At 54.2% G+C, this 24,495-nt stretch carries 27 protein-coding genes; 15 read left to right on the forward strand and 12 right to left on the reverse strand.

Annotation, left to right across the window (positions count from 1 at the left end; translation table 11 throughout):
- Positions 1-28: 28 nt before the first annotated feature.
- The gene (gene dnaB, locus OKF39_RS02455) at positions 29-1,441 is read left to right on the forward strand and encodes a replicative DNA helicase (RefSeq protein WP_008503375.1); all 1,413 of its coding nucleotides are present in this window, start codon (positions 29-31) and stop codon (positions 1,439-1,441) included.
- A 16-nt stretch (positions 1,442-1,457) separates the two neighbouring features.
- Positions 1,458-2,537, forward strand: coding sequence for an alanine racemase (gene alr / locus OKF39_RS02460; RefSeq protein WP_049137645.1), 1,080 nt, complete (start codon positions 1,458-1,460; stop codon positions 2,535-2,537).
- 42 nt (positions 2,538-2,579) lie between these two features.
- Here the strand turns inward: alr and OKF39_RS02465 are convergent, their stop codons facing one another.
- The gene (locus OKF39_RS02465; RefSeq protein WP_063943973.1) at positions 2,580-3,134 is read right to left on the reverse strand and encodes a hypothetical protein; all 555 of its coding nucleotides are present in this window, start codon (positions 3,132-3,134) and stop codon (positions 2,580-2,582) included.
- Between the two features lie 296 nt (positions 3,135-3,430).
- Between OKF39_RS02465 and OKF39_RS02470 the strand changes: the two genes are divergently transcribed.
- Positions 3,431-4,024 carry a response regulator transcription factor gene (locus tag OKF39_RS02470; protein ID WP_239663189.1) on the forward strand — a complete coding sequence of 198 codons (594 nt, stop codon included), beginning with the start codon at positions 3,431-3,433 and terminating at the stop codon, positions 4,022-4,024.
- 92 nt (positions 4,025-4,116) lie between these two features.
- On the opposite strand, the gene OKF39_RS02475 is transcribed toward OKF39_RS02470, so the two are convergent.
- From OKF39_RS02475 to OKF39_RS02505, 7 genes are all read right to left on the reverse strand, one after another.
- Complete coding sequence (locus tag OKF39_RS02475) at positions 4,117-4,401, reverse strand: hypothetical protein (RefSeq protein WP_063943975.1); 285 nt, start codon at positions 4,399-4,401, stop codon at positions 4,117-4,119.
- 1 nt (position 4,402) lies between these two features.
- A complete protein-coding gene (locus OKF39_RS02480) occupies positions 4,403-4,807 on the reverse strand; it encodes a hypothetical protein (RefSeq protein WP_049137637.1) in 405 nt (134 codons plus the stop codon).
- Positions 4,808-4,878: 71 nt separating this feature from the next.
- Positions 4,879-5,415 (reverse strand): hypothetical protein, encoded by a 537-nt coding sequence (locus tag OKF39_RS02485; RefSeq protein ID WP_127353581.1) that lies wholly within the window; start codon positions 5,413-5,415, stop codon positions 4,879-4,881.
- Positions 5,416-5,439: 24 nt separating this feature from the next.
- On the reverse strand, positions 5,440-5,922 hold the full coding sequence (locus OKF39_RS02490; protein WP_049137633.1) for a ribonuclease domain-containing protein: 483 nt from the start codon (positions 5,920-5,922) through the stop codon (positions 5,440-5,442).
- 14 nt (positions 5,923-5,936) lie between these two features.
- A complete protein-coding gene (locus tag OKF39_RS02495) occupies positions 5,937-6,386 on the reverse strand; it encodes a lysozyme (protein WP_479983439.1) in 450 nt (149 codons plus the stop codon).
- Complete coding sequence (locus tag OKF39_RS02500) at positions 6,386-6,985, reverse strand: DUF2589 domain-containing protein (protein ID WP_075202824.1); 600 nt, start codon at positions 6,983-6,985, stop codon at positions 6,386-6,388. The genes OKF39_RS02495 and OKF39_RS02500 overlap by 1 nt, the downstream gene beginning before the upstream one ends.
- A gap of 78 nt (positions 6,986-7,063) precedes the next feature.
- On the reverse strand, positions 7,064-7,621 hold the full coding sequence (locus OKF39_RS02505; RefSeq protein WP_045335167.1) for a DUF2589 domain-containing protein: 558 nt from the start codon (positions 7,619-7,621) through the stop codon (positions 7,064-7,066).
- A gap of 206 nt (positions 7,622-7,827) precedes the next feature.
- Here OKF39_RS02505 and tyrB point away from each other — a divergent pair, with 206 nt between their 5' ends.
- The 4 genes from tyrB to OKF39_RS02525 all read left to right on the forward strand — a co-directional run bounded on the left by tyrB (position 7,828) and on the right by OKF39_RS02525 (position 10,838).
- Positions 7,828-9,021, forward strand: a complete 1,194-nt coding sequence (gene tyrB / locus OKF39_RS02510) for an aromatic amino acid transaminase (RefSeq protein ID WP_479983440.1) — start codon at positions 7,828-7,830, stop codon at positions 9,019-9,021.
- A 218-nt stretch (positions 9,022-9,239) separates the two neighbouring features.
- Positions 9,240-9,953: an acid phosphatase AphA gene (gene aphA, locus OKF39_RS02515; RefSeq protein WP_047366859.1), complete on the forward strand. Its 714-nt coding sequence runs from the start codon at positions 9,240-9,242 to the stop codon at positions 9,951-9,953.
- A gap of 112 nt (positions 9,954-10,065) precedes the next feature.
- Positions 10,066-10,482: a secondary thiamine-phosphate synthase enzyme YjbQ gene (locus OKF39_RS02520; protein WP_041911536.1), complete on the forward strand. Its 417-nt coding sequence runs from the start codon at positions 10,066-10,068 to the stop codon at positions 10,480-10,482.
- Positions 10,483-10,484: 2 nt separating this feature from the next.
- Positions 10,485-10,838: an MmcQ/YjbR family DNA-binding protein gene (locus OKF39_RS02525; protein WP_028015174.1), complete on the forward strand. Its 354-nt coding sequence runs from the start codon at positions 10,485-10,487 to the stop codon at positions 10,836-10,838.
- 3 nt (positions 10,839-10,841) lie between these two features.
- Here OKF39_RS02525 and uvrA read toward each other — a convergent pair whose 3' ends face one another.
- Complete coding sequence (gene uvrA, locus OKF39_RS02530; RefSeq protein ID WP_041911534.1) at positions 10,842-13,664, reverse strand: excinuclease ABC subunit UvrA; 2,823 nt, start codon at positions 13,662-13,664, stop codon at positions 10,842-10,844.
- Positions 13,665-13,915: 251 nt separating this feature from the next.
- Here uvrA and ssb1 point away from each other — a divergent pair, with 251 nt between their 5' ends.
- The gene (ssb1, locus tag OKF39_RS02535) at positions 13,916-14,446 is read left to right on the forward strand and encodes a single-stranded DNA-binding protein SSB1 (protein ID WP_006810470.1); all 531 of its coding nucleotides are present in this window, start codon (positions 13,916-13,918) and stop codon (positions 14,444-14,446) included.
- A gap of 60 nt (positions 14,447-14,506) precedes the next feature.
- Here the strand turns inward: ssb1 and OKF39_RS02540 are convergent, their stop codons facing one another.
- Positions 14,507-14,788, reverse strand: coding sequence for a YjcB family protein (locus OKF39_RS02540; RefSeq protein WP_028015176.1), 282 nt, complete (start codon positions 14,786-14,788; stop codon positions 14,507-14,509).
- A gap of 655 nt (positions 14,789-15,443) precedes the next feature.
- Here OKF39_RS02540 and OKF39_RS02545 point away from each other — a divergent pair.
- Positions 15,444-17,009, forward strand: coding sequence for an EAL domain-containing protein (locus OKF39_RS02545; RefSeq protein ID WP_028015177.1), 1,566 nt, complete (start codon positions 15,444-15,446; stop codon positions 17,007-17,009).
- Between the two features lie 6 nt (positions 17,010-17,015).
- Here OKF39_RS02545 and soxS read toward each other — a convergent pair whose 3' ends face one another.
- Positions 17,016-17,342 (reverse strand): superoxide response transcriptional regulator SoxS, encoded by a 327-nt coding sequence (soxS, locus tag OKF39_RS02550; RefSeq protein ID WP_008503387.1) that lies wholly within the window; start codon positions 17,340-17,342, stop codon positions 17,016-17,018.
- 98 nt (positions 17,343-17,440) lie between these two features.
- Between soxS and soxR the strand changes: the two genes are divergently transcribed.
- From soxR to OKF39_RS02570, 4 genes are all read left to right on the forward strand, one after another.
- Positions 17,441-17,899: a redox-sensitive transcriptional activator SoxR gene (soxR, locus tag OKF39_RS02555; protein ID WP_023331806.1), complete on the forward strand. Its 459-nt coding sequence runs from the start codon at positions 17,441-17,443 to the stop codon at positions 17,897-17,899.
- 287 nt (positions 17,900-18,186) lie between these two features.
- The gene (locus tag OKF39_RS02560; protein WP_028015178.1) at positions 18,187-18,858 is read left to right on the forward strand and encodes a glutathione S-transferase family protein; all 672 of its coding nucleotides are present in this window, start codon (positions 18,187-18,189) and stop codon (positions 18,856-18,858) included.
- A 297-nt stretch (positions 18,859-19,155) separates the two neighbouring features.
- On the forward strand, positions 19,156-20,505 hold the full coding sequence (ghxP, locus tag OKF39_RS02565; protein ID WP_028015179.1) for a guanine/hypoxanthine transporter GhxP: 1,350 nt from the start codon (positions 19,156-19,158) through the stop codon (positions 20,503-20,505).
- A 153-nt stretch (positions 20,506-20,658) separates the two neighbouring features.
- On the forward strand, positions 20,659-22,305 hold the full coding sequence (locus tag OKF39_RS02570; protein WP_041911530.1) for a Na+/H+ antiporter: 1,647 nt from the start codon (positions 20,659-20,661) through the stop codon (positions 22,303-22,305).
- Positions 22,306-22,386: 81 nt separating this feature from the next.
- On the opposite strand, the gene OKF39_RS02575 is transcribed toward OKF39_RS02570, so the two are convergent.
- The gene (locus tag OKF39_RS02575; RefSeq protein ID WP_041911529.1) at positions 22,387-23,274 is read right to left on the reverse strand and encodes a LysR family transcriptional regulator; all 888 of its coding nucleotides are present in this window, start codon (positions 23,272-23,274) and stop codon (positions 22,387-22,389) included.
- A 102-nt stretch (positions 23,275-23,376) separates the two neighbouring features.
- On the opposite strand from OKF39_RS02575, the gene OKF39_RS02580 reads away from it, so the two are divergent.
- Together OKF39_RS02580 and OKF39_RS02585 are read left to right on the forward strand one after the other, a co-directional pair.
- A complete protein-coding gene (locus tag OKF39_RS02580) occupies positions 23,377-23,787 on the forward strand; it encodes a CidA/LrgA family protein (RefSeq protein ID WP_028015182.1) in 411 nt (136 codons plus the stop codon).
- Positions 23,780-24,469, forward strand: a complete 690-nt coding sequence (locus OKF39_RS02585; RefSeq protein WP_479983441.1) for an LrgB family protein — start codon at positions 23,780-23,782, stop codon at positions 24,467-24,469. The genes OKF39_RS02580 and OKF39_RS02585 overlap by 8 nt, the downstream gene beginning before the upstream one ends.
- Positions 24,470-24,495 lie beyond the last annotated feature (26 nt).

Genomic DNA, 24,495 nt, shown 5'->3' on the forward strand with positions numbered 1-24,495 from the left:
ACTCTTTATCTCGGTAACTCCATTCACTATGGCAGGAAACAAACCCTTCAACAAACAGACTGAACCTCGCGAGCGTGATTTCCAGGTCGCAGGGTTAAAAGTCCCGCCGCACTCGATTGAAGCGGAACAGTCGGTGTTGGGCGGTTTAATGCTGGATAACGAACGCTGGGACGACGTCGCCGAGCGCGTAGTGTCTGAAGATTTCTACACCCGTCCGCACCGCCATATCTTTACCGAAATGGCGCGCCTACAGGAGTCCGGCAGCCCGATTGACCTGATCACGCTCGCGGAATCGCTGGAGCGTCAGGGGCAGCTGGACAGCGTTGGCGGCTTTGCCTACCTGGCAGAACTGTCAAAAAACACGCCAAGTGCGGCGAACATTAGCGCTTACGCCGACATCGTGCGCGAACGTGCCGTCGTCCGCGAGATGATCTCGGTAGCGAACGAGATCGCCGAAGCCGGTTTTGATCCGCAGGGTCGCACCAGTGAAGACCTGCTCGACCTTGCCGAGTCCCGCGTCTTCAAAATCGCCGAAAGCCGCGCCAACAAAGACGAAGGCCCGAAAAACATCGCCGACGTGCTCGATGCCACCGTTGCGCGTATAGAGCAGCTTTTCCAGCAGCCGCACGACGGCGTGACCGGGGTGAACACAGGCTATGACGATCTGAACAAAAAAACTGCCGGTTTACAGCCGTCGGATTTAATTATCGTCGCGGCGCGTCCGTCGATGGGTAAAACGACATTTGCGATGAACCTCGTCGAAAACGCGGCGATGTTGCAGGATAAGCCGGTGCTTATTTTCAGTCTCGAGATGCCCTCGGAGCAGATTATGATGCGTTCTCTGGCATCCCTGTCGCGCGTGGATCAGACCCGCATCCGTACCGGCCAGCTCGACGACGAGGACTGGGCGCGCATCTCCGGCACCATGGGAATTCTGCTGGAAAAACGGAACATCTACATCGATGACTCCTCCGGCCTGACGCCGACGGAAGTGCGCTCCCGCGCGCGCCGCATCGCCCGTGAACACGGCGGTATCGGCCTTATCATGATCGACTACCTTCAGCTGATGCGCGTCCCGTCGCTCTCCGACAACCGTACGCTGGAAATTGCAGAGATTTCCCGCTCGCTCAAGGCGTTAGCCAAAGAGCTGCACGTGCCGGTGGTGGCGCTGTCGCAGCTTAACCGCTCTCTGGAACAGCGTGCAGACAAACGCCCGGTCAACTCCGACCTGCGTGAATCCGGCTCCATTGAGCAGGATGCCGACTTAATCATGTTCATCTACCGTGATGAGGTCTATCACGAGAACAGCGACCTGAAAGGGATCGCCGAAATTATTATTGGTAAGCAACGTAACGGCCCCATCGGTACGGTACGTCTGACCTTTAACGGACAGTGGTCGCGTTTCGACAACTATGCCGGTCCTCAATATGATGATGAGTAATTTCTAAGGAATTCAAATGCAAGCGGCAACTGTTGTTATTAACCGCCGCGCTCTGCGACACAACCTGCAACGTCTGCGTGAACTGGCGCCCGCCAGCAGGCTCGTTGCAGTCGTGAAAGCGAACGCTTACGGACACGGTCTTCTTGAGACCGCGCGAACGCTCCCCGATGCCGACGCCTTTGGCGTCGCCCGTCTTGAAGAAGCTCTCCGCCTGCGCGCAGGCGGCATTACGCAACCGATTCTGCTCCTTGAAGGCTTTTTTGAAGCCTCGGATCTGCCGACCATTGCAGACCAGCAGCTGCATACGGCTGTCCATAACGAAGAACAACTGGCCGCGCTGGAAACGGCTGAACTGAGCGAGCCGGTCACCGTCTGGATGAAGCTCGATACGGGCATGCACAGGCTGGGCGTGCGTCCGGAAAACGCGGAGGCGTTTTATCAGCGTTTGTGCCAGTGCAAAAATGTGCGTCAGCCGGTCAATATCGTCAGCCACTTCGCCCGTGCCGATGAGCCCGAATGTGGCGCAACCGAGCAGCAGCTTGATATCTTCAACACCTTCTGCGAAGGCAAGCCGGGAATGCGCTCCATTGCGGCATCCGGCGGCATTCTGCTGTGGCCGCAGTCCCACTTCGACTGGGCGCGTCCGGGGATTATCCTGTATGGCGTTTCCCCACTAGAGAATAAACCCTGGGGGCCGGACTTAGGCTTTAAGCCGGTGATGTCGCTGGTATCAAAGCTGATTGCCGTGCGGGAGCACAAAGCGGGCGAGCCGGTGGGTTACGGCGGTACCTGGACCAGCGAGCGCGACACGCGGCTTGGCGTGGTGGCGATGGGCTACGGCGACGGCTATCCGCGCGCGGCACCAACGGGCACGCCGGTGCTGGTCAATGGTCGTGAAGTGAAAATTGTCGGCCGCGTGGCGATGGACATGATTTGCGTGGATCTTGGGCCCGGCGCGCAGGATAAAGCGGGCGACGATGCGGTGATGTGGGGTGAAGGTCTGCCCGTTGAACGCATTGCTGAGATTACAAAAGTGAGTGCTTACGAACTTATTACGCGTCTGACGTCGCGGGTGGCGATGAAGTATCTGGATTAATCCGCAAAAAACGGTGGCTCCAGGGTAGCCACCGTCACCGTTTTACGGACGAAGCAGCATCACAAAGGTTCCGGCAATAATGGGTTGCCCATTCGTTCGGTTAATCACCCGAACCGCGTGTTGTCCCTGATGCTCGACAACATCAATGTCCAGGTTTGCAAAGTGCTCAACGTGCACCTGGTTGATGTCAGGAGAAGGGATCACATGCACAAACCCTGTGCTGGTCCGGTAAATCACTGTCGCATGCCCGACACCGATAATCATGGCGCTATAATCAGCCAGATAGTGTTGAGCCTCCTGCTCTAACGCCTGACGATTAACGTAATCTCCCAGCATTGAAGGCGTGATAATTCGGCAGCCTGCGCCTTTCAGATCGGTACGGGCCAGGTTGCGATTAACATCATCTTCATTCGGGGCCTGCGCGGCGAGGCCGGGAAGATGGTGGGCAATCTGAAGGGCATCCCACTGGTTTTCGAGAATATCGTTGCGGGAATAGGTACCGAAATTAGCCAGAACCATCTGCAGGCAATTCGGGAAGCACGAATTCTGGAAAACCATATTTTTATAATTAAAACCATATTGATTTAACCACGGCATATCTTTCTCCTTTGTTAATTGTGTTTACAGCACAGAAATAATAAGCAGCAGCGTTATCAATGAATATATGCTCTGTGGGAAATGCTATTTTTCGTAGAAAATGATGCAGAACATTATTTGTGAATTTCACTCCTGCTTCATCTTGATTTTAGTCATACTGTATATGATGTTTACCCTATGGCAAATGATGTTTTATAAGATCTCAATTAGCGCTCATACTCATTTTCGGAATATGTTGTTATTCATAACCTAAAAGAATAGTACTCAGGTGAGGTTAAGTTGAGATGAATATATTGATGATCGATGAGTTACCGATCTACATTCATGGTATGAAAAATGAGCTGAAAAGAGTCATGCCAGAATGTACTTTTTCTGCTACCCACAGCTACGAAGATGCAAAAGAAGTGCTCAAGTCAACGCCTGTTTCGATTGTGCTGCTTGATGGAGATATGGACTATTCTGGGTTTATTGATGAACTTGACGTTGAATGGCCAACGATCCCGGTAGTGATGATGTTTCGTAAAGCGTGCGATAGAAATTTTAACCTTTACCAGCACCATAATATAAAAGGGGTTGTTATAAAATCACTCTCTGCTGAAAAAATAATGCAGGTCATCAATGTGGTATTATCTGGTGTTATTTGTATACCTGAACAGGTCATTATGCATGAAGCCACAGCGAAAGTTAATTCTCCGGTTCTTATGCTCAGCCAGCGCCAAAAAGAAGTATTAAGCTTGCTGGCAAATGGCGGAACAAATAAGCAAATCGGTAGAGAATTGAACATTAGCGCAGGTACCGTCAAAGTCCATCTGGAGTCAATATTTCATCGTCTTCAGGTGAATAATCGCACACAGGCAGCTAAGCTTTACTTTAAATATATTAATAAATAAAGTATCTTTTTCACTCTATTACGTTCTGAAATTATCTTTCTAAAAAATGCGTGACAACGATGGCGTTTGTCACGCATTTTATTGTGCGGTCGTTATCTTGTTAAAAAGAAACGAATGATGATCATTAAGGTTCCCGCGTCCTGAAGGAACCAGAAAGGAACGCTTGCGCTTACATTATCATGGCCTGTCAATAAACTTTCAATATTCAGCCCGCTCTGGGCAAATAATCCAAAAGCAATCGCAGCGAATCCAGCCTTATAGAGAATAGGTTGTTTTTTGATTCTTTTACTGTAAGCGCAAAAGAGGATCACAAAAGAGATGACAAGGTCCAGCATGATTGTGATGAATAACATCCACCAGTCCGTTACGCTGTTCATGTTAGTCCTCTTTATCCGTGTTGATCAGGGATGAATTGGGGAGTGCCTCATTGCGCACCTTTTTTTTGATGACTGAGGCAACATCAAAAATATCCTGCTGTTCGTGGCGGCGAAAAAAATTAGCCAGCCAGACAATAAGACCATTGCTCATCGCCCCTAAAATATAACCTAGCCCCATGGTGATATCTGGTTGGGTTAGATCAATCTTTAACCATCTTGCTGTAAGGCCACCTAACGCGACTGCGGCACCCATACTGATTCCACCAAAGATTATGCCCGCAATGAACTTGCTGTGCTGATGTAAACGCTGCGGTTGCCAAAAAAAAGAGATGCTTACACCACCGAATAATCCTGCGAGTGCCAGGAGTGAAGCGCTAATTAATGCCGGAGGAATGGAGGCATGCATAGTAATCTCCTCATTGATAATAAGACCCTCAAAAGAGAGTCTTATGTTCAATACATCTAAAATAGTTGAGTCTATTTGACATAATTGACCAGTGTCTGGCCGACCCCATTTATGAAATTTTGCTGTTTATAGCTTTTCAGTGTTACATTATCAACCAGATCGTTCGGTATAATGATTTCCATATCGTTGCTGTATTCATTGTTATAACATTTAAAGTAGAAACGATAGCGTGATAGCGTTGGGATGAGAAAATCGTTATCCGCAACAGGAATTTCCATTCTGCGCATGGCTTCTTTAAGCTCTCTTAGTAATTCTGATTTATCATGCGTTGGCGATTTAAACCTCTCATCATGGCATACAATAACACGTGCGGGTGTATTAATGTTGACGATATTAAGGTAGGCCATTCCATTGCCCAACGTGTCGGCACAATCCGACATATAGCCTAGCGTCAGCGTTTCCGTACTGCTGACATAAAATCCAGACCATTCCGCATCATTTTTTGTTTCGTTAAGATATTTCGTCGAATTCCAGTCTTTTGCTTTATATTTGCAGGCCTTGTAGCCGAGTACTCCTGCAGGAAAGTATTCTGTTTTCAGTTCCATCATGCTTCTCCGATGTTAACGTGTGAGTTAATTGCAGGCTGCCACTTCCACTAAGTGTTGATATTTATCGGTGGTGATATACCGCTGAGGTCCGGAAAGGGTATAGATCAGGCGTTTGGCACTGCGATATCCTTTAACAACATCAATATCGGCGCTAAACCAGGATTGCGCTGAGGGAAGTTTTGGACTGGTGTAGTTATCTCCACCTATCCATTTATTATTCGTAGGTTTAAGACCCCAAAGTGTTTCTGTTTCATTACCCGACCAGCCCAGGCGTTTCGCTTCATCGCTGGAGATATAGCGGGACGGCAGTCGCCCGGTTTGTGTGAGACTGCGCAATGTTTTTGCAAGACCATCCACATCATTTATTTGGGCAGTTCCCTGAAGAGAAAGGAAGGTGTTAACGTCTTTAATCTCATTCTCGCAGGTGGGTAACGCTGCATTGGCTTGCATAACGGCCAGCAGAGGTGCAAACAAAAGCACATTTTTTAAAGCGACAGATAACGTCATATTAACCTCCAGATTTAACTAAGGAACAATTTCATTTCGGCATCACGGCGACGCGTCAGACCGGCCAGTACTTTACCGCCTGCCTTATTCCAGCATTTGAACTGCAGTGCAGCTCCCTGGATATCGCCTGCGTTGAATTTTTTGAGTAGCGTTGATTTCTTTAAATTACCCACGCCAAGGTTGAAGGCGAATGAAACCAGCGCGTCGAATTGGTTCTGTGTCGAAGCGCTGCACAGCAGTTTCTTCACGCCGTCCTCGGTGCGTTTCAGATCTTTGCGCAGCAGATCTTTAGCTTCACCGGTAGTGATTTTTGTGAGCTTTTCCATCTCCTCTTTGAGAATCAAATGGCCATAGCCGATGGTCCACAACCCCACGGCATCGCGATAGCGCTCCAGTTTCAGCCCTTCAAACTGGCAAATAAGCTGAATGCCTTTGTCACCTGTACGTTCTGGTTGTTTTTGCATTACGAAGTCTCCTCTGCTTTCGGGCGGGGAATCACCTTGTTGGTGTATTCATCAATCAAACGCATGACGCTTTCCGGCGGCTCAAGCGCGGTAAATTGCATCTCCACATCGACGTGGCGGCTGTCACGCCCGCCTTTGTTATCGCTAGAAGGCGAAAGGCTGACGTGAAAGCGGCCAAATTCGTTTTCACCGGACTGGCGGGACGGTGCCTGCATGCCTTCCGTGCGGATCGTCAGATTGACCTTCATCTTTTCCAGCATCAGCCCGCGCGGTGTCGAAAGCGCGACTAAAGGCAGGTCAAAGTAGTGTTTTTCATCCAGTGCCAGCTGTACCGTGCGTGGCATCAACGAACCGTCTTCTGCGGGTTCAAAAAAGGGATCCAGCGCCTTCATATACTGCTGAGCAATCAGTTCGTTGGCCGCCGTGGCCGCGTACTGCATCCCGCGCGTGATATCTTCAAGCGAGATCGGCACGCCGGGAATATCGACTGGCGTAGGGGGCGTGTTTCCCTGTACCGGCGGCGTGCCTTCATCCTCTTTACCTGTTCTGTTTTCCGGCTCTTCATCCTTGCCGCCGCGCAGCCATTTTTTAAAAGACATATTTCGCTCCTGGATAAAAAAGGGCTACCCGGATAGCCCTTGCGTTACGGAATCGCACGTATGTCGCGGCGTGGGAGATTATTGCGCGGCGACAGGCTTGGTTTTGGCGTTGGTCAGGTAATCAATTACGCGCTGCAGAGCTTCAGGTGGCTCCTGGCGTTTAATCTGGGTATGAATGGAATATTTAGCGCGTGTATCGGTCGAGCGGGTCTGCTCCGATTTATGGGAGACCTTGCCGGTCATTTTCGCTTTGAATACGCCCCAGCCGACGGACGCTTCCACGGAAGCCTCTGCTTCGGTGCTGCTGGAACTGGCTTCGCTCTGGCTCACCTCCAGCTCAAAGTCGATGGTGCCGTCTTCGATACAGATGATAGGGTGGGTGATTGCCGCCAGCAGAGGAATGCTCATCTTGCGGGTCACGCTGCCTTTGTTCACGCCTTGTTCATCTACTACGGTTTCGTCGTAGTCGAACTCGATCGCGACGGCTTTGCCGTCTTTAATACAGACAGAGAGCAGGAAGTCGGTATATGACTTGCTTGCCTGAACCTGTGCTTTGATCATCGCCTGAAGAGGACCGCCGATCATATGCTCCAGCGGCAGGGCGTTAATGACTGAACCAATAAATTGTGAATCCATAATGTGAACTCCTTGAATCAGTGAATGCGCGGTTGCGCAGGAGTCACATTACGGAAAGCGAGAAGGGGAAAATATTGGGTAAATGTCATGGAGAGAGGGCGCAAAAAACCTATGCCGATCGCAGGATAATCTTAAGGGGTGGTGTTGCGTGATATTCCGGTTTATTGTTGAAATCCCTGCCTCATCGAATTCCGGAGAACCATCGCGTGTTTCAGAACGTTGACGCCTATGCCGGCGACCCTATCCTCTCCTTAATGGAGCGTTTCAAAGAAGATCCTCGCAGCGATAAAGTGAACCTCAGCATTGGTCTGTATTACAACGAGGACGGCATCATTCCTCAACTGAAAGCCGTTGCCGAAGCCGAAGCACGTCTTAACGCAACCCCGCACGGTGCTTCGCTTTATTTGCCGATGGAAGGGTTAAACACCTACCGTAATACGATTGCGCCGCTGCTGTTTGGTGCGGACCACGCGGTGCTCGCGCAAAAGCGCGTGGCGACTATCCAGACGCTGGGCGGCTCGGGTGCGCTGAAGGTAGGCGCTGATTTCCTGAAAAAATATTTTCCGGATTCCGGCGTGTGGGTCAGCGACCCGACGTGGGAAAACCACGTGGCCATCTTTGAAGGTGCGGGCTTTAAGGTCGAGACCTATCCGTGGTTCGACAGCGAAACCAATGGCGTGCGCGTCGAAGCGCTGCTGGAAAAACTGAACACCCTGCCGGCGCGCAGCATCGTGCTGCTGCACCCGTGCTGCCATAACCCGACCGGGGCGGACCTCACCAATGCCCAGTGGGATGCGGTGATCGAGGTGCTGAAGGCACGTAACCTGATCCCGTTCCTCGACATCGCCTATCAGGGCTTTGGCGCGGGCATGGAAGAAGATGCTTACGCCATCCGCGCCGTTGCCAGCGCCGGGCTGCCAGCGCTGGTCAGCAACTCCTTCTCAAAAATCTTCTCTCTCTACGGTGAGCGTGTTGGCGGTCTGTCCGTGGTGTGTGAAGACGCCGAAGCCGCGGGGCGCGTTCTCGGCCAACTGAAAGCGACGGTCCGCCGTATTTACTCCAGCCCGCCGAACTTTGGTGCGCAGGTGGTGGCGACCGTTCTGGGCGACGAACAGCTGAAAGCCACCTGGCTTGCGGAAGTGGAAGCGATGCGCAAGCGCATTCTGTCGATGCGTCAGGAACTTGTTAACGTGCTGAAAGAGGCGGTGCCGGGGTATAACTTCGACTATCTGCTCAAGCAGCGCGGGATGTTCAGCTATACCGGACTGAGCGCGGCACAGGTCGATCGCCTGCGTGACGAGTTCGGCGTCTACCTGATCTCCAGCGGCCGTATGTGCGTGGCGGGCCTGAATGCCGGCAACGTCCAGCGCGTGGCGCAGACGTTTGCTGCTGTAATGTAAATGCTCACTAACCCAGCCCTCTCCCCGTGGGAGAGGGCTGGGGTGAGGGCATCAGACCGCATAAACACGTCCCCCGGCACTTTGTGATCGTCTTCTTTTTATTCATCTTTATAAGTAAAAACTCCTTTCCTTCCCCTCCCGCTGGGGTTATGGTCGGATAGATTTTTGACCATTCACTCAAAATATAAAGATAACAAACTGAATATTCAGGGGAAAATATGCGCAAGATCACACTGGCGCTCAGCGCCGCCTGCTTATTGTTCTCGCTTAATAGCGCCGTCGTCGCGCGAGCTTCCGCACCGACGCCGCTTTACACCGGTACCACCGCCGCCATCCTTGCCGAGCAGGCACCCATTCACTGGGTTTCCGTGGCCCAAATCGAAAACAGCCTGGTGGGCCGCCCGCCAATGGCCGTGGGCTTCGACATTGACGATACCGTGCTGTTCTCAAGCCCTGGCTTCTGGCGTGGCAAGAAAACGTATTCTCCTGACAGCGAAGCGTATCTGAAGAACCCGGAGTTCTGGGAAAAAATGAATAACGGCTGGGATGAGTTCAGCATTCCGAAAGAGGTGGCCCGAGCGCTGATCGCCATGCACGTTAAGCGCGGCGACAGCATTTACTTTGTCACCGGCCGTAGCCAGACCAAAACGGAGACCGTCTCCAAAACCCTGCAGGACGATTTTCAGATCCCGGCGGCCAGCATGAATCCGGTCATTTTTGCCGGTGATAAAGAGGGACAAAACACCAAAACCCAGTGGCTGGAGCAGAAAAACATCAAAGTGTTCTACGGTGATTCGGATAACGACATTACCGCGGCGCAGGATGTGGGGGCCAGAGCGATCCGGGTGCTGCGTGCCTCTAACTCGACCTATCGACCGCTGCCGATGGCAGGCAAGTTTGGCGAGGAGGTGATTGTTAACTCCGAGTATTAGTTCTTGAGCGGCGGGTTTGATTCTTTTTTGAACAAATCCGCCGCTGCGGGTTTTACCTTTCGCCTTCTTGCTGCACACTTAGAAAGATTCATCTTTCAGAACGGAGCAGCTCATGTGGTATCAACAGACCCTGACCTTAAGCGCTAAACCCCGCGGGTTTCACCTTGTGACGGACGAAGTCATCGGGCAACTCCGCGACCTGTCGCGCGTCAAAACGGGTTTACTGCATCTGCTGCTTCAGCACACGTCAGCCTCCCTCACGCTTAATGAAAATTGCGACCCTACCGTCCGGTCTGATATGGAACACCATTTCCTGAAGACGGTTCCGGACAACGCCCCCTACGAGCACGATTATGAAGGCGCAGATGACATGCCTTCGCATATCAAATCTTCTCTGCTGGGCGTATCGCTGATGCTGCCGGTTCATAACGGGCGGCTAATGCTGGGAACATGGCAAGGGATCTGGCTGGGAGAACATCGCATTCACGGTGGTTCGCGTAAAATTATCGCAACGCTACAAGGGGAATAAAGATGACAATTTCGGAGATACTTCAGTACTGCATGAGCAAGCCTGGCGCGGAACAAAGCGTTCACAGCGACTGGAAAGCCACGCAGATCAAAGTGGGAGACGTGCTGTTTGCGATGGTGAAAGAGGTTGAAGGGCGCCCGGCGGCGTCGCTGAAAACCAGCCCGGAACTGGCGGATCTATTACGTCAGCAGCATGATGATGTGAGGCCGAGCCAGCACCTCAATAAGGCGCACTGGAGTACCGTTTATCTGGACGGCTCGCTGCCCGGCTCACAAATTTACTATCTGGTGGATGCGTCCTACAAGCAGGCGGTTGAGCTGCTGCCGGAAGCGACCCGACAGCAGCTCTCCGTGTAACAATTACAGCAACGGTTTAAGGAAGCGCGCGGTGTGCGAGGCTTCGCACTCTGCAACGGTCTCTGGCGTACCGGAGACGAGGATTTCACCCCCGCCGCTGCCGCCTTCCGGGCCGAGATCGACAATCCAGTCCGCGGTTTTAATCACGTCAAGATTATGTTCGATGACCACAATCGTGTTGCCCTGATCGCGCAGCTGATGCAGCACCTCAAGCAACTGCTGGATATCCGCAAAGTGCAGGCCGGTGGTCGGCTCATCCAGAATGTAGAGCGTCTGGCCGGTACCACGCTTGGACAGCTCGCGCGCCAGCTTCACGCGCTGCGCCTCACCGCCGGACAGGGTTGTTGCTGACTGCCCCAGGCGAATGTAGGTCAGGCCTACGTCCATCAGCGTCTGCAGCTTACGCGCCAGCGCAGGGACGGCGTCAAAGAACTCGCGCGCCTCTTCGATGGTCATGTCCAGCACTTCGTGGATGGTCTTGCCTTTGTATTTAATCTCCAGCGTTTCGCGGTTATAGCGCTTGCCTTTGCACTGGTCGCACGGCACGTAGATATCCGGCAGGAAGTGCATCTCAACCTTGATCACGCCGTCGCCCTGACACGCTTCACAGCGGCCGCCGCGCACGTTAAAGCTGAAACGTCCTGGCGTATACCCGCGCGAACGCGCTTCCGGTACGCCAGCGAAGAGTTCACGTACGGGCGTGAAGACGCCGGTATAGGTCGCCGGGTTGGAACGCGGCGTACGGCCAATCGGGCTCTGGTCGATGTCGATAACCTTGTCGAAATGCTCCAGCCCCTGAATGTCGCGGTACGGTGCAGGCTCGGCCAGCGTCGCGCCGTTCAGCGCCGTCTGCGCAATCGGGAACAGCGTATCGTTGATCAGCGTCGATTTACCGGAACCGGACACGCCGGTAATGCAGGTAAACAGGCCAACCGGCAGCGTCAGGGTGACGTCCTTCAGGTTGTTGCCGCGCGCCCCTGTGAGCTTCAGCACTTTTTCCGGGTTCGCCGCGACGCGCTGTTTTGGCACTTCAATTTTGCGCTTGCCGCTCATGTACTGGCCGGTCAGCGACTCGGGCACCGCCATAATGTCCTTCAGCGTACCTTCCGCCACCACCTGGCCGCCGTGCACGCCCGCGCCCGGGCCGATGTCGATCACGTGGTCTGCGGCGCGAATTGCGTCTTCGTCGTGCTCCACCACGATTACCGTGTTGCCGAGATTGCGCAGGTGGATCAGCGTGCCGAGCAGACGCTCGTTGTCGCGCTGGTGCAGGCCGATGGACGGTTCATCCAGCACGTACATTACGCCGACTAAGCCCGCGCCAATCTGGCTCGCCAGACGGATACGCTGGGCTTCACCGCCGGAGAGCGTTTCTGCCGAGCGGGAAAGCGTCAGGTAGTTCAGGCCAACGTTCACGAGGAACTTGAGGCGATCGCCGATCTCTTTCAGCACTTTTTCGGCGATTTTCGCACGCTGGCCGGAAAGCTTCAGGTTGTTGAAGAAGTCCATTGCGTGGCCGATGCTCATGTCTGAGATGGTCGGCAGCGCCGTGTTTTCCACAAACACGTGGCGCGCTTCGCGACGCAGACGCGTGCCCTCGCAGGTGGCGCAGGAGCGGTTGCTGATGAACTTCGCCAGCTCCTCGCGCACCGCGCTGGATTCGGTCTCTTTGTAGCGGCGCTCCATATTGTGCAGCACCCCTTCGAACGGGTGGCGACGCACGGAGGTATCGCCGCGATCGTTCATGTATTTGAACTCGATGTTCTCTTTGCCGGAACCGAACAGGATCACTTTGTGCACGTTCGGGCTCAGGCTTGCCCACGGCGCTTCAACGTCGAATTTGTAGTGCTCCGCCAGCGACTTCAGCATCTGGAAGTAGTAGAAGTTACGCTTATCCCAGCCGCGAATCGCACCGCCCGCGAGCGACAGCTCGGGGTTCTGGATCACGCGATCCGGATCGAAATACTGCTGCACGCCCAGACCGTCACAGGTCGGGCACGCGCCCGCCGGGTTGTTGAACGAGAACAGGCGCGGTTCCAGCTCGCGCATGCTGTAGCCGCAAATCGGGCAGGCGAAGTTGGCGGAGAAGAGCAGCTCTTCCGCTTTCGGGTCGTCCATGTCGGAGACCACGGCCGTGCCGCCAGAGAGTTCCAGCGCGGTTTCAAAGGATTCAGCCAGACGCGTGGCGAGATCGTCACGCACCTTAAAGCGGTCAATCACCACTTCGATGGTGTGTTTCTTTTGCAGCTCAAGCTTTGGCGGATCGGACAGGTCACACACTTCGCCGTCGATACGGGCGCGGATATAGCCCTGGCTTGCCAGGTTCTCCAGCGTTTTGGTGTGCTCGCCTTTACGCTCTTTGATGATCGGTGCCAGCAGCATCAGGCGTTTGCCTTCCGGCTGCGACAGCACGTTATCCACCATCTGGCTCACGGTCTGTGCCGCCAGCGGGACATCGTGGTCCGGGCAGCGCGGCTCACCCACGCGGGCATACAGCAGACGCAGGTAGTCATGGATTTCGGTAATGGTACCGACCGTTGAACGCGGGTTATGCGAGGTAGACTTCTGCTCAATAGAGATAGCAGGCGATAACCCTTCAATATGATCGACATCCGGTTTTTCCATCAGCGACAGGAACTGACGCGCGTACGCAGAAAGTGATTCGACGTAACGACGCTGTCCTTCGGCATACAAAGTGTCGAAAGCCAGTGAGGATTTGCCAGACCCCGAAAGCCCGGTCACGACGATGAGTTTGTCGCGAGGGATTATGAGGTTGATATTCTTGAGATTATGGGTGCGGGCGCCCCGAACTTCGATCTTATCCATTCACCTTTCCCGGTTGGAACACGGATTGCCTGGTTTGTTTGAAGGACAAACGGCTGTCAGAAACGGCTAATTATGACACAATTTGACCTGTTTGAATATACAGTATTGGAATGCATTTTCTGATTCGCTGTGTAACAATGTCGAGTTCGCGGGAGATTTCTGAACCGACCACGCAACTATGCAAATTGCCGCGTGGAAATGGTACACTCGCGCGTTTACACTATTAAGAAACGTATTCAGGAGACACGAACATGGCCAGCAGAGGCGTAAACAAGGTGATTCTCGTCGGTAATCTGGGCCAGGACCCGGAAGTACGCTACATGCCGAGTGGTGGCGCAGTTGCCAACATTACGCTGGCTACTTCCGAATCCTGGCGTGATAAAGCGACCGGTGAAATGAAAGAGCAGACCGAATGGCACCGCGTTGTGCTGTTTGGCAAACTGGCAGAAGTAGCCGGTGAGTATCTGCGTAAAGGTTCTCAGGTCTATATCGAAGGCCAGCTGCGTACCCGCAAATGGACCGACCAATCCGGTCAGGAAAAATACACCACGGAAGTGGTGGTGAACGTGGGCGGCACCATGCAAATGCTGGGTGGCCGTCAGGGCGGTGGCGCACCGGCAGGTGGCGGTCAGAACCAGCAGCAGGGTGGTTGGGGTCAGCCTCAGCAGCCGCAGGGCGGCAACCAGTTCAGCGGCGGCGCGCAGTCTCGTCCGCAGCAGCAGTCTGCTCCTGCTCCGTCTAACGAACCGCCAATGGACTTCGACGACGATATCCCGTTCTGATCAACGGATGCTAAAACAAAAAACCCAGACATCGTCTGGGTTTTTTTATTGCTGAAGGGATCAGGTAATCACCATCGGCCAGTCTGGTGGGGTGTGGTTCATCGCCTCAACCATCACCACTTTTATATTTTCCCAGACCGCGGCCATATCCAGCAGGGTAATGCCCAGCAGGCCCGTTGCGAACCAGCAGGCCGCGCCAAGCCCTAACAGGGTACTTATGACGGCAAGACCCGCGTAGTCGGATTTACGAAACTGAATGTTCAGCGTGCTGGCTAAAAACATCAAAACCGCGCTCAACAAGGGCCAGCGCAGGAGAACCATGCTGGTAGTAATGGTTGCCATAAAACCCATCCTCTACAAAACAGACGAACTGAATGAAACAGTGTTTCTCGTTACACAATATGTGTGAACTATATCACATTTGTTGATTTATTCGCCAGTGCCTGCGTAGCCAAAAAAGGGATTTTATTACCCGGAAAAAAGAGCATGCGGTGCGGGACCGCCTTCGGACAGGGGGAGGCGGATCCACAACGCGCTGAGGTAATCCCGTCGGGTAAGTGGGGAAGAGCATCTGGAGGCAGAGAGACGGCCAGCCGTGCCGTTTTTAGGGGGCGCATTATTTTCTGATAATATTGTGGTGATGTCTGATTATTTATAAAACAACGAACAAAATATACCCGCAGAAATAGGATGAAACGTCACGTTGGTGTTGTACTTTTTTCATTCCGCCAGAAGTTTTGCTTAATCAGCGATCCTCTGTTGTGTTCTCTTCAAACCTCCCGTACGCGATGGATAATTATTTTCCTTAATTAAAACGGAACGAATACTTACAGTTTAGCTTACGGGAAAATATTATCGTCATAACGAAATTTAAGATTTTTAATACTAAAAGTCAGTTGCTAACTTCGCATGATTCATGCAACGTAATCACCTGTTTAACAAAGCATCCGGCCTTCATTACTACAGGCGTACAACATGCAGGGATATAGGGCGGGAAATGAATCGTAGCGCGCGGCGCAAAATGCTCAGAGTGGTAGGGATCATCATGGTAGTTATGCTGCCGGTGATGCTTGCTCTATGGTTTGCCCAGCTACGAGCCGAGTCGGAAACGAGCGCTCAGCTACGGACATTTGCTGAACTGGCTTTAGACAAAACAGAACTGGTAATTCAACAAGTTGAACTGGCCAGGGGCGAGGCAGAAAAATATCAGGGTGAACGTTGTACGCCGGAACATCGTCAATATATGTTGAACGTTGTTCGTGGCCGCCTGTTTGTCGCCGATTTAATTTATGCGGAAGGTCAGAATTTTCTTTGTTCGACCGTTTTTACACCGGATCAACCCTACGTCATTCCGGTCGCTAATTACACGCGTAAACCTGACGTTGCTATCTATTATTTTCGCGATACGCCATTTTATACTGGCTATAAAATGACATATATGCAGCGCGGAAATTATGTCGTGGTGGTCAATCCGCTTTCTTACAGTGAAGTGATGTCTACCGATCATTCCCTCGCATGGGGGGTATACGACACGGTAACTAATGCCTTCTTTTCCGTCAGCCAGAAAGCCAATGCGACTTTATTAAATTCGATGATTCGGGATAAGGAATCGGTATTTCAAAAAGATAACCGTTTCTATACCGTCGTGAAATCGACAAATCGGCCTATTGCCGCCATCGTGTCGACGTCAGATAAACGTTTTTATGAAACGCTCTATCACCAGGCGACGTTGACGTTACCGCTGGGAATGATCTGCAGCATTATTATTTTGCTGGTGTGGTCCCGCACCCATCGTGAGCTTAATTCGCCGGGGCGCTTACTGCACCGGGCGCTAAACAAGCGACAGCTTTGTGTGCACTATCAGCCGATTATTGATATCAAGAACAACCAGTGTGTGGGGGCAGAGGCGCTGTTGCGCTGGCCTGGTTTCAATGGGCAGGTAATGAGCCCGGCTGAGTTTATTCCGCTTGCGGAAAAAGAGGGAATGAGCGAGCGGATCACGGATTATGTCGTTGAGGAGGTGTTCAGCGATCTGGGCCATTTCCTGGCGGCGCATCCGCATCTCTATATTTCGATCAACCTGTCGGCCACGGACTTTCACTCCTCGCGGCTGATCGCCATGATTTCTGACAAGGCCCGGCACTACGCCGTACGCGCCCAGCAAATTAAAATTGAAGTGACGGAGCGCGGCTTTATCGATGTGCCAAAAACCACGCCGGTGATTCAGGCCTTCCGTCAGGCGGGCTATGAAGTGGCGATCGATGATTTCGGGACCGGTTATTCCAACCTGCACAACCTCTACTCGTTGAACGTGGATATTCTGAAAATCGATAAATCGTTTATCGACACCTTAACCACCAACAGTACCAGCCACCTGATCGCCGAGCATATTATCGAGATGGCGCAAAGCCTGCGGCTTAAAACCATTGCGGAAGGGGTTGAGACGGCTGAGCAGGTGAGCTGGCTGTTGAAGCGCGGCGTTGAGTTCTGTCAGGGATGGCACTTCGCGAAAGCGATGCCGCCCCAGGAGTTTATGACCTGGCAGCAGCAACCTTTGCACTGATATGCATTAATTCAACTGGTGGCGATAATCGCTCGGCGTACGGTCAAACTCGCGGCGAAACACGCGGGAAAAGGTTTGTTGCGAAACATAGCCAAGATCCATCGCGATATCAAAAATCGGCCGCTGCGTTGAGCGTAACGCCTGCGCCGCCAGCAGGAGCCTGCGCTGGCGAATGTACTCCCCCAGCGTCTGGTGCATGACCGTGCGGAACATTCTCTGTAAATACCATTTCGAATAGCCCGATTTTTTTGCGACCACATCAATGTTCAACGGTTGGTCGATATGATCGTCAATCCATTCAATAAGTGTCTGAATAATTTGCTGATGCGACATAAGGTTGCCCCTCTGTAGATACAACTTTCTCGGTTGATTCGTCGTTTTCTCTGCGGGGGAGTATAATTCCTCAAGTTAACTTGAGGTAAAGAGGTTTTATGGAAAAGAGATTGCCGCGCATTAAAGCGCTTTTAACCCCCGGCGAAGTGGCAAAGCGAAGCGGCGTTGCGGTATCGGCGCTCCACTTCTATGAAAGCAAAGGGTTAATTAAAAGCATCCGTAACGGCGGAAACCAGCGCCGCTACACCCGTGACGTGCTCCGCTACGTGGCGATTATCAAAATTGCGCAACGCATCGGCATTCCCCTGGCGACAATCGGTGAGGCATTCGGCGTGTTGCCGGAAGGGCATACGCTTAGCCCGAAAGAGTGGAAAGAGCTTTCGTCCCAGTGGCGTGAAGAGCTGGACAGGCGTATCCACACGCTGGTGGCGCTGCGTGACGAGCTGGACGGCTGTATCGGCTGCGGCTGCCTGTCCCGTAGCGACTGCCCGCTACGTAACCCTGGCGACAGGCTGGGCGAGCAGGGGACCGGGGCGCGGCTGCTGGAGGAGGATTAAGTTCTTGCGGCAAAAAGCATAATAAAGAACTAAAGCGCCACTAAGGGCGCTTTAGTTTTTCCCGGTCTTTGTCTTTCTCTCTATCCCGCTGGTTCACGGGAGGGTTTCCCCCGACATCAGCACCCCTCGTGTCGAGCTGGTTGGGGAGGTTCCGGATTGTGCTGACACTTTAATTCTATGCAAGACCCGTTTTTTCGCCAGCCGCGCTAGCCGTTTTTTAGACGAAATTTTTTCGCGGTGTTGTTCGATTTTCTATAGTTAAAAAGTATGAATAACAGGAGAAAATCATGCTCACGGTACATCACCTTAACCAGTCGCGCTCGCACCGCGTGATCTGGGCGCTGGAAGAGCTCGCCCTGCCTTATGAGATTGTTCACTACCAGCGCGAAAAGAACATGCTGGCACCCGAGTCCCTCAAAAAGGTGCATCCGTTGGGCAAATCGCCGGTCATTGAAGATAACGGGCTGATCCTTGCGGAGTCAGGCGCCATTCTGGAGTATCTGCAGGAAACCTATGATGCCGAATCGCGGCTGAAGCCTTTAGACCCCGCGCATAAGGTGCAATACCGCTTCTGGCTGCATTACGCAGAAGGGTCGCTGATGCCGCTGCTGCTCATGAAGCTGGTCTTCAGCAGCCTGGGCAAGCCGCCCGTGCCGTTTGGCATCCGAACGCTGGGTAAGGCGCTGGGGCAGGGGGTACAGAAAGCGTATCTCAACCCCCAGCTGGAGACCCATGCGCGCTTTATTGACTCACATCTTGCTAAAAACAGCTGGTTTGCCGGAGAGACGTTAAGCATGGCCGACATTCAGATGAGCTTCCCCCTCTTTGCCCTGCTGGCGCGCGGCGGCATTGCTAATCTGCCGCATATTCAGGCATGGAAGCAAAAAGTGGAAACTAGTCCTGGCTGGCAAAGAACCCTGCAACAAGGTGGCCCGTTAACGATCCCGGGCGAGGATTGAAATGTAAACAAATTGCGCATAGACGATAACGTTTGCGCATCCTCTGTTTATTTCTTCATCGTCATAAGTGAATTTTAGCGAAAAACGATAAAGTTCAGTTGAAAAGGGCGGGTATTAGGCTGGATAATCGTTTGCCTTAATTTGACCACCCGTTTTATAAGCGCGGAGCTAAACGTTTGCTTTTTTTGTGACGCCCTTTCGTCGCAAACGCAACACACGGATTTGACGTTTTAGCTGGCAGCGGTGTCTCCACCACGCTTATGGACGTTCTATAAAAACTCTCAGGGGATGTTTTCTATGTCTACGCCATCTGCGCGTACCGGCGGTTCACTTGACGCCATGTTTAAAATTTCGGCTCGTGGCAGCACCGTGCGCCAGGAAGTCGTTGCTGGTCTGACCACGTTTCTGGCGATGGTTTACTCCGTCATCGTGGTGCCGGGCATGCTGGGCAAGGCGGGCTTCCCGCCTGCGGCTGTCTTTGTCGCCACCTGCCTGGTGGCCGGCGTGGGCTCCATCGTAATGGGCCTGTGGGCGAACCTGCCGCTGGCGATTGGTTGCGCCATCTCTTTGACCGCCTTTACCGCGTTCAGTCTGGTGCTGGGCCAGCAGATCAGCGTACCGGTTGCCCTCGGCGCCGTGTTCCTGATGGGCGTACTGTTTACCGTTATTTCTGCCACCGGCATCCGTAGCTGGATTTTGCGCAACCTGCCGCAGGGCGTGGCGCACGGCACCGGTATCGGTATCGGCCTGTTCCTGCTGCTGATCGCTGCCAATGGCGTGGGTCTGGTCATCAAGAACCCGCTGGACGGCCTGCCGGTAGCGCTCGGTCATTTCGCGAGCTTCCCGGTCATTATGTCGCTCATCGGTCTGGCGGTGATTATCGGCCTGGAAAAACTGAAGGTGCCGGGCGGCATTTTGCTGACCATTATTGGCATTTCTATTGTCGGCCTGATTTTCGATCCGACCGTTCACTTCTCCGGTATTTTCGCCATGCCGTCGCTGAGCGATGACAAAGGCAACTCCCTGATCGGCAGCCTGGATATCGTCGGCGCGCTGAACCCGGTGATCCTGCCAAGCGTGCTGGCGCTGGTGATGACCGCGGTATTTGACGCCACCGGTACCATTCGCGCGGTGGCCGGTCAGGCCAACCTGCTGGATAAAGACGGTCAGATTATTGATGGCGGCAAAGCGCTGACCACCGACTCCCTGAGCAGCGTCTTCTCTGGTCTGGTGGGGGCGGCGCCTGCGGCGGTGTACATCGAATCTGCAGCGGGTACGGCGGCAGGCGGTAAAACCGGCCTGACGGCCATCACCGTCGGCGTGCTGTTCCTGCTGATCCTGTTCCTCTCTCCGCTCTCCTACCTGGTGCCTGCGTATGCGACCGCGCCAGCGCTGATGTACGTCGGCCTGCTGATGCTGAGCAACGTGGCGAAAATCGATTTTGCGGACTTCGTGGATGCGATGTCCGGCCTGATTACCGCAGTGTTTATCGTCCTGACCTGTAACATCGTGACCGGCATCATGATCGGTTTCGCGTCGCTGGTGATTGGTCGTCTGGTTTCCGGAGAGTGGCGCAAGCTGAACATCGGCACCGTGGTGATCGCCGTTGCGTTGGTCGCCTTCTACGCGGGCGGCTGGGCAATCTGAGTTATCCATTGATGCGAAAACGGGTGGCTCAGGCCGCCCGTTTTTATTTTCAGGACTCATCCCGTTGCCTTTTGCGTTACTCTGGAGAGGATAGAATAAGAGGCACGACGCCTCAGGTTTGGCTTAAAAAGAAACACAGCAAACAGGGAACGCATGGAAATTTTCTTCACAATACTCATCATGACCCTTGTGGTCTCATTATCCGGGGTGGTTACACGCGTACTGCCCTTCCAGGTCCCCCTGCCTTTAATGCAAATAGCCATCGGCGCGCTGCTTGCGTGGCCGACGTTCGGTCTGCACGTGGAGTTCGATCCGGAACTGTTCCTCGTGCTGTTTATCCCGCCGCTGCTGTTTGCCGATGGGTGGAAAACGCCGACGCGCGAATTTCTTGAGCACGGGCGAGAGATCTTCGGCCTGGCGCTGGCGCTGGTGGTCGTTACCGTGGTCGGGATTGGTTTCCTGATCTACTGGGCCGTACCGGGTATCCCGTTAATTCCCGCCTTTGCGCTGGCCGCCGTGCTGTCGCCGACCGACGCCGTGGCCCTTTCCGGCATTGTGGGTGAAGGGCGCATTCCGAAGAAAATAATGGGCATTTTGCAGGGCGAGGCGTTGATGAACGACGCTTCCGGCCTGGTGGCCCTGAAGTTTGCCGTGGCGGTAGCCATGGGCACCATGGTCTTTACCATTGGTGGCGCGACCCTGGAATTCTTCAAGGTGGCGATTGGCGGTATTCTCGCGGGCTTCGTGGTGAGCTGGCTGTACGGTCGTTCGCTGCGCTTCCTCAGCCGCTGGGGCGGCGATGAACCGGCGACGCAAATCGTTCTGCTGTTCCTGCTGCCGTTTGCTTCTTACCTTATCGCTGAACATATCGGCGTGTCGGGCATTCTGGCGGCGGTAGCGGCGGGGATGACCATCACCCGCTCCGGCGTGATGCGCCGTGCGCCGCTGGCGATGCGCCTGCGCGCCAACAGCACCTGGGCGATGCTGGAGTTTGTCTTTAACGGCATGGTCTTCCTGCTGCTGGGCCTGCAGCTGCCGGGCATTATGGAATCCTCGCTGATCGCGGCGGAGGCGGATCCAAACGTTGAAGTCTGGATGCTGTTTACCGATATCGTGCTGATCTACATGGCATTAATGCTGGTGCGTTTCGGCTGGCTGTGGACGATGAAAAAATTCAGCATGCGCTTCCTGACCAAAAAGCCGATGGAGTTCGGCTCCTGGACCACGCGCGAGCTGCTGATTGCCTCCTTCGCGGGCGTACGCGGGGCGATAACCCTCGCCGGTGTGCTCTCTATTCCGCTGCTGCTGCCGACGGGCGACGTCTTCCCGGCGCGCTACGAGCTGGTGTTCCTGGCGGCGGGCGTGATTCTCTTCTCGCTGTTTGTCGGCGTGATTATGCTGCCGATTTTACTCCAGCACATTGATGCCGGTGACTCAACCCAACAGCACAAAGAGGAGCGGATAGCCCGCGCGGCGACGGCAGAAGTCGCGATTGTCGCCATTGAGAAGATGGAGGAGCGTCTGGCTGCCGATGCCGAAGAGAACATTGATAACCAGCTGCTGAAGGAAGTCAGTTCACGCGTGATTGGTAATTTGCGCCGTCGTGCTGACGGACGTAACGACGTGGAAAGCTCGCTGCAGGAAGAGAACCTGGAGCGTCGTTTCCGCCTGGCGGCGCTGCGCTCCGAGCGTGCCGAGCTGTATCACCTGCGCGCCACGCGTCAGATCAGCAACGAGACGCTGCAAAAGCTGCTGCACGATCTGGACCTGTTAGAAGCGCTGTTAATAGAGAATCAGTAGCGCGTTGTTGCCCGGTGGCGCTACGCTTACCGGGCCTACATTTGAACCGTAGGCCGGGTAAGGCGAAGCCGCCACCCGGCACTATTCAGACCGCACCCAAAACCCCTCACAACATTGCAGCCACGCCTGTGCGCTGTGCGACAGATACACCCCTTCACGCCAAATCATCCCTAACTGCCAGTGCAGGTCACTCTCCAGCGGGATCCAGCGCAGCGTGTTTTTATCAAGCCGCTCGCAGATCGGCTGTGGCAGAATGGCAATTCCCACGCCCGCCTGCACCATTGCCGCGAGGAAATCCCACTGGCCGCTGCGTACCGCAATGCGCGGCTTCACGTTATGGTGGTTAAACAGGGTCATCAGCTGGCGGCTTAAGGCGAAGTCTTCGTTGTAGATCAGCAGCGGGTGTTCGCCGAGCAGATCGGGCTTCACTGAGTCTATCTTCAGCCAGTCGCCGGAGCGGGGCACCAGCACGCATAGCGGATGGCTGAACAGCGGCAGCGTTGCCAGCCCGCTCTCTTCCTCCACGGGAAGGGCCGTCATCGCCACGTCCAGCTCGCCGTTGATCACCGCCTGCTGCACGGTCAGGCCGCCAAATTCAGAAATTTTGAGCTCAACGCCAGGGTAACGCTGGCGAAACAGGCTTATCGGCCCGGCCATCATCATGCCAACCATCGGCGGAATGCCGAGCCGCAGCAGACCTTTCGTCAGGTGGTTGATGTCCGCAAGCTCGGCCTCAAGCTGGCGAAACTCCGCCAGGATCGCCAGCCCGCGCTCGAACACCACGCGTCCGGTATCGGTCAGCAGCAGCTTGCGTCCGTCGCGGATCAGCAGGGTACAGTTCAGCTCGTCTTCGAGGTTTTTCAGCATCTTGCTGATGGTTGGCTGGGTAACGAACAACTTCTCCGCTGCGCGGGTAAAACTTTGCTGGCGAACCACCTCGACAAAATAGCGCAGCGTTCTTATGTCCATGATTATTCCTCGAAACTATACCTTCGATGATTTTAATTCATTTCAGTCGATGACGTACGCTCACTATACTGGCGCCTCGTCTCAATTCTGAGGAAAAAACCCATGGCCGTGGCGTTAAGCCGTGTTACGCCTGCCGTTGTGCAACGACTCCAGGTCCCGGTTCAGGTACTGCTCTACGCGGGACTGTTTATTTTTGCGGAATACCTTGTCGACTGGCTGCACCTGCCTTTACCCGCCAACCTGGTAGGGATGGTGCTGATGCTGGTGCTGATCCTCTGCCGCGCGTTGCCCCTCAGCTGGGTGCGCGCCGGCGCGCGCTGGCTGCTGGCGGAGATGCTGCTGTTCTTTGTTCCGGCCGTGGTGGCGGTGGTGAACTATGCGCAGCTGCTGATGGTCGACGGCTGGCGCATCTTCGCGGTTATTGCCCTGAGCACGCTGATGGTGCTGGGTGCCACCGCCTGGGTGGTGGATAAGGTGTACCGGTTCGAAATCAGCAGGCAAAAGCATGACTAACTTTCAGATAAGCGTGTTGTGCCTGATCGTGACGGTCACCATCTACTTTGCCAACAAGCGCCTGTATCGCCGCTTTCGCACGCTGCCGCTGATGCCGCTGGTCTTTACGCCGATCCTGCTGGTGCTGATGCTGGTCTTCGGCCATATCTCCTGGCAGAACTACATTGGTGAATCCCACTGGCTGCTGTGGCTGCTCGGCCCGGCGACTATCGCTTTTGCCGTACCCGTTTATGACAACCTCGCCATTATCAAACGCCACTGGATGTCGCTCAGCGCGGGCGTCGTCACCGCGACGGTGGTGGCGGTCTGTAGCTCCGTCTGGCTGGCGCGGCTGTTTACCCTCTCCGATGAAATTCAGCGCAGCCTGGCCGTGCGCTCGGTGACCACGCCGTTTGCGCTGGCGGCCGCCAAACCGCTCGGCGGGCAGCCGGATCTGGTGGCGCTGTTTGTGGTGGTGACGGGCGTCTTTGGCATGGCGGTGGGAGATGTACTGTTCCTGCGGCTCTCTATCCGTGAAGGGATGGCGAAAGGAGCAGGGTTTGGCGCGGCATCTCACGGGGCAGGCACGGCGCGTTCGTATGAGCTGGGTCAGCAGGAAGGGGTCGTTGCAAGCCTGGTGATGATGCTCTCGGGCGTGACGATGGTGCTGATTGCGCCGCTGGTGGCGTGGGTGATGTTTTAAGCTCCCCGGCCAGCGTGACCGGGGAG

This window comes from Enterobacter cloacae complex sp. HYC042_NIDB, from assembly GCF_056673315.1.

Coding starts and splice junctions, on each gene's coding strand:
- dnaB (WP_008503375.1), top strand. CDS start 29: ATGGCAGGAAACAAACCCTTCAACAAACAGACTGAACCTCGCGAGCGT.
- alr (WP_049137645.1), top strand. CDS start 1,458: ATGCAAGCGGCAACTGTTGTTATTAACCGCCGCGCTCTGCGACACAAC.
- OKF39_RS02465 (WP_063943973.1), bottom strand. CDS start 3,134: ATGCCGTGGTTAAATCAATATGGTTTTAATTATAAAAATATGGTTTTC.
- OKF39_RS02470 (WP_239663189.1), top strand. CDS start 3,431: ATGATCGATGAGTTACCGATCTACATTCATGGTATGAAAAATGAGCTG.
- OKF39_RS02475 (WP_063943975.1), bottom strand. CDS start 4,401: ATGAACAGCGTAACGGACTGGTGGATGTTATTCATCACAATCATGCTG.
- OKF39_RS02480 (WP_049137637.1), bottom strand. CDS start 4,807: ATGCATGCCTCCATTCCTCCGGCATTAATTAGCGCTTCACTCCTGGCA.
- OKF39_RS02485 (WP_127353581.1), bottom strand. CDS start 5,415: ATGATGGAACTGAAAACAGAATACTTTCCTGCAGGAGTACTCGGCTAC.
- OKF39_RS02490 (WP_049137633.1), bottom strand. CDS start 5,922: ATGACGTTATCTGTCGCTTTAAAAAATGTGCTTTTGTTTGCACCTCTG.
- OKF39_RS02495 (WP_479983439.1), bottom strand. CDS start 6,386: ATGCAAAAACAACCAGAACGTACAGGTGACAAAGGCATTCAGCTTATT.
- OKF39_RS02500 (WP_075202824.1), bottom strand. CDS start 6,985: ATGTCTTTTAAAAAATGGCTGCGCGGCGGCAAGGATGAAGAGCCGGAA.
- OKF39_RS02505 (WP_045335167.1), bottom strand. CDS start 7,621: ATGGATTCACAATTTATTGGTTCAGTCATTAACGCCCTGCCGCTGGAG.
- aphA (WP_047366859.1), top strand. CDS start 9,240: ATGCGCAAGATCACACTGGCGCTCAGCGCCGCCTGCTTATTGTTCTCG.
- OKF39_RS02520 (WP_041911536.1), top strand. CDS start 10,066: ATGTGGTATCAACAGACCCTGACCTTAAGCGCTAAACCCCGCGGGTTT.
- OKF39_RS02525 (WP_028015174.1), top strand. CDS start 10,485: ATGACAATTTCGGAGATACTTCAGTACTGCATGAGCAAGCCTGGCGCG.
- uvrA (WP_041911534.1), bottom strand. CDS start 13,664: ATGGATAAGATCGAAGTTCGGGGCGCCCGCACCCATAATCTCAAGAAT.
- ssb1 (WP_006810470.1), top strand. CDS start 13,916: ATGGCCAGCAGAGGCGTAAACAAGGTGATTCTCGTCGGTAATCTGGGC.
- OKF39_RS02540 (WP_028015176.1), bottom strand. CDS start 14,788: ATGGCAACCATTACTACCAGCATGGTTCTCCTGCGCTGGCCCTTGTTG.
- OKF39_RS02545 (WP_028015177.1), top strand. CDS start 15,444: ATGAATCGTAGCGCGCGGCGCAAAATGCTCAGAGTGGTAGGGATCATC.
- soxS (WP_008503387.1), bottom strand. CDS start 17,342: ATGTCGCATCAGCAAATTATTCAGACACTTATTGAATGGATTGACGAT.
- soxR (WP_023331806.1), top strand. CDS start 17,441: ATGGAAAAGAGATTGCCGCGCATTAAAGCGCTTTTAACCCCCGGCGAA.
- OKF39_RS02560 (WP_028015178.1), top strand. CDS start 18,187: ATGCTCACGGTACATCACCTTAACCAGTCGCGCTCGCACCGCGTGATC.
- ghxP (WP_028015179.1), top strand. CDS start 19,156: ATGTCTACGCCATCTGCGCGTACCGGCGGTTCACTTGACGCCATGTTT.
- OKF39_RS02570 (WP_041911530.1), top strand. CDS start 20,659: ATGGAAATTTTCTTCACAATACTCATCATGACCCTTGTGGTCTCATTA.
- OKF39_RS02575 (WP_041911529.1), bottom strand. CDS start 23,274: ATGGACATAAGAACGCTGCGCTATTTTGTCGAGGTGGTTCGCCAGCAA.
- OKF39_RS02580 (WP_028015182.1), top strand. CDS start 23,377: ATGGCCGTGGCGTTAAGCCGTGTTACGCCTGCCGTTGTGCAACGACTC.
- OKF39_RS02585 (WP_479983441.1), top strand. CDS start 23,780: ATGACTAACTTTCAGATAAGCGTGTTGTGCCTGATCGTGACGGTCACC.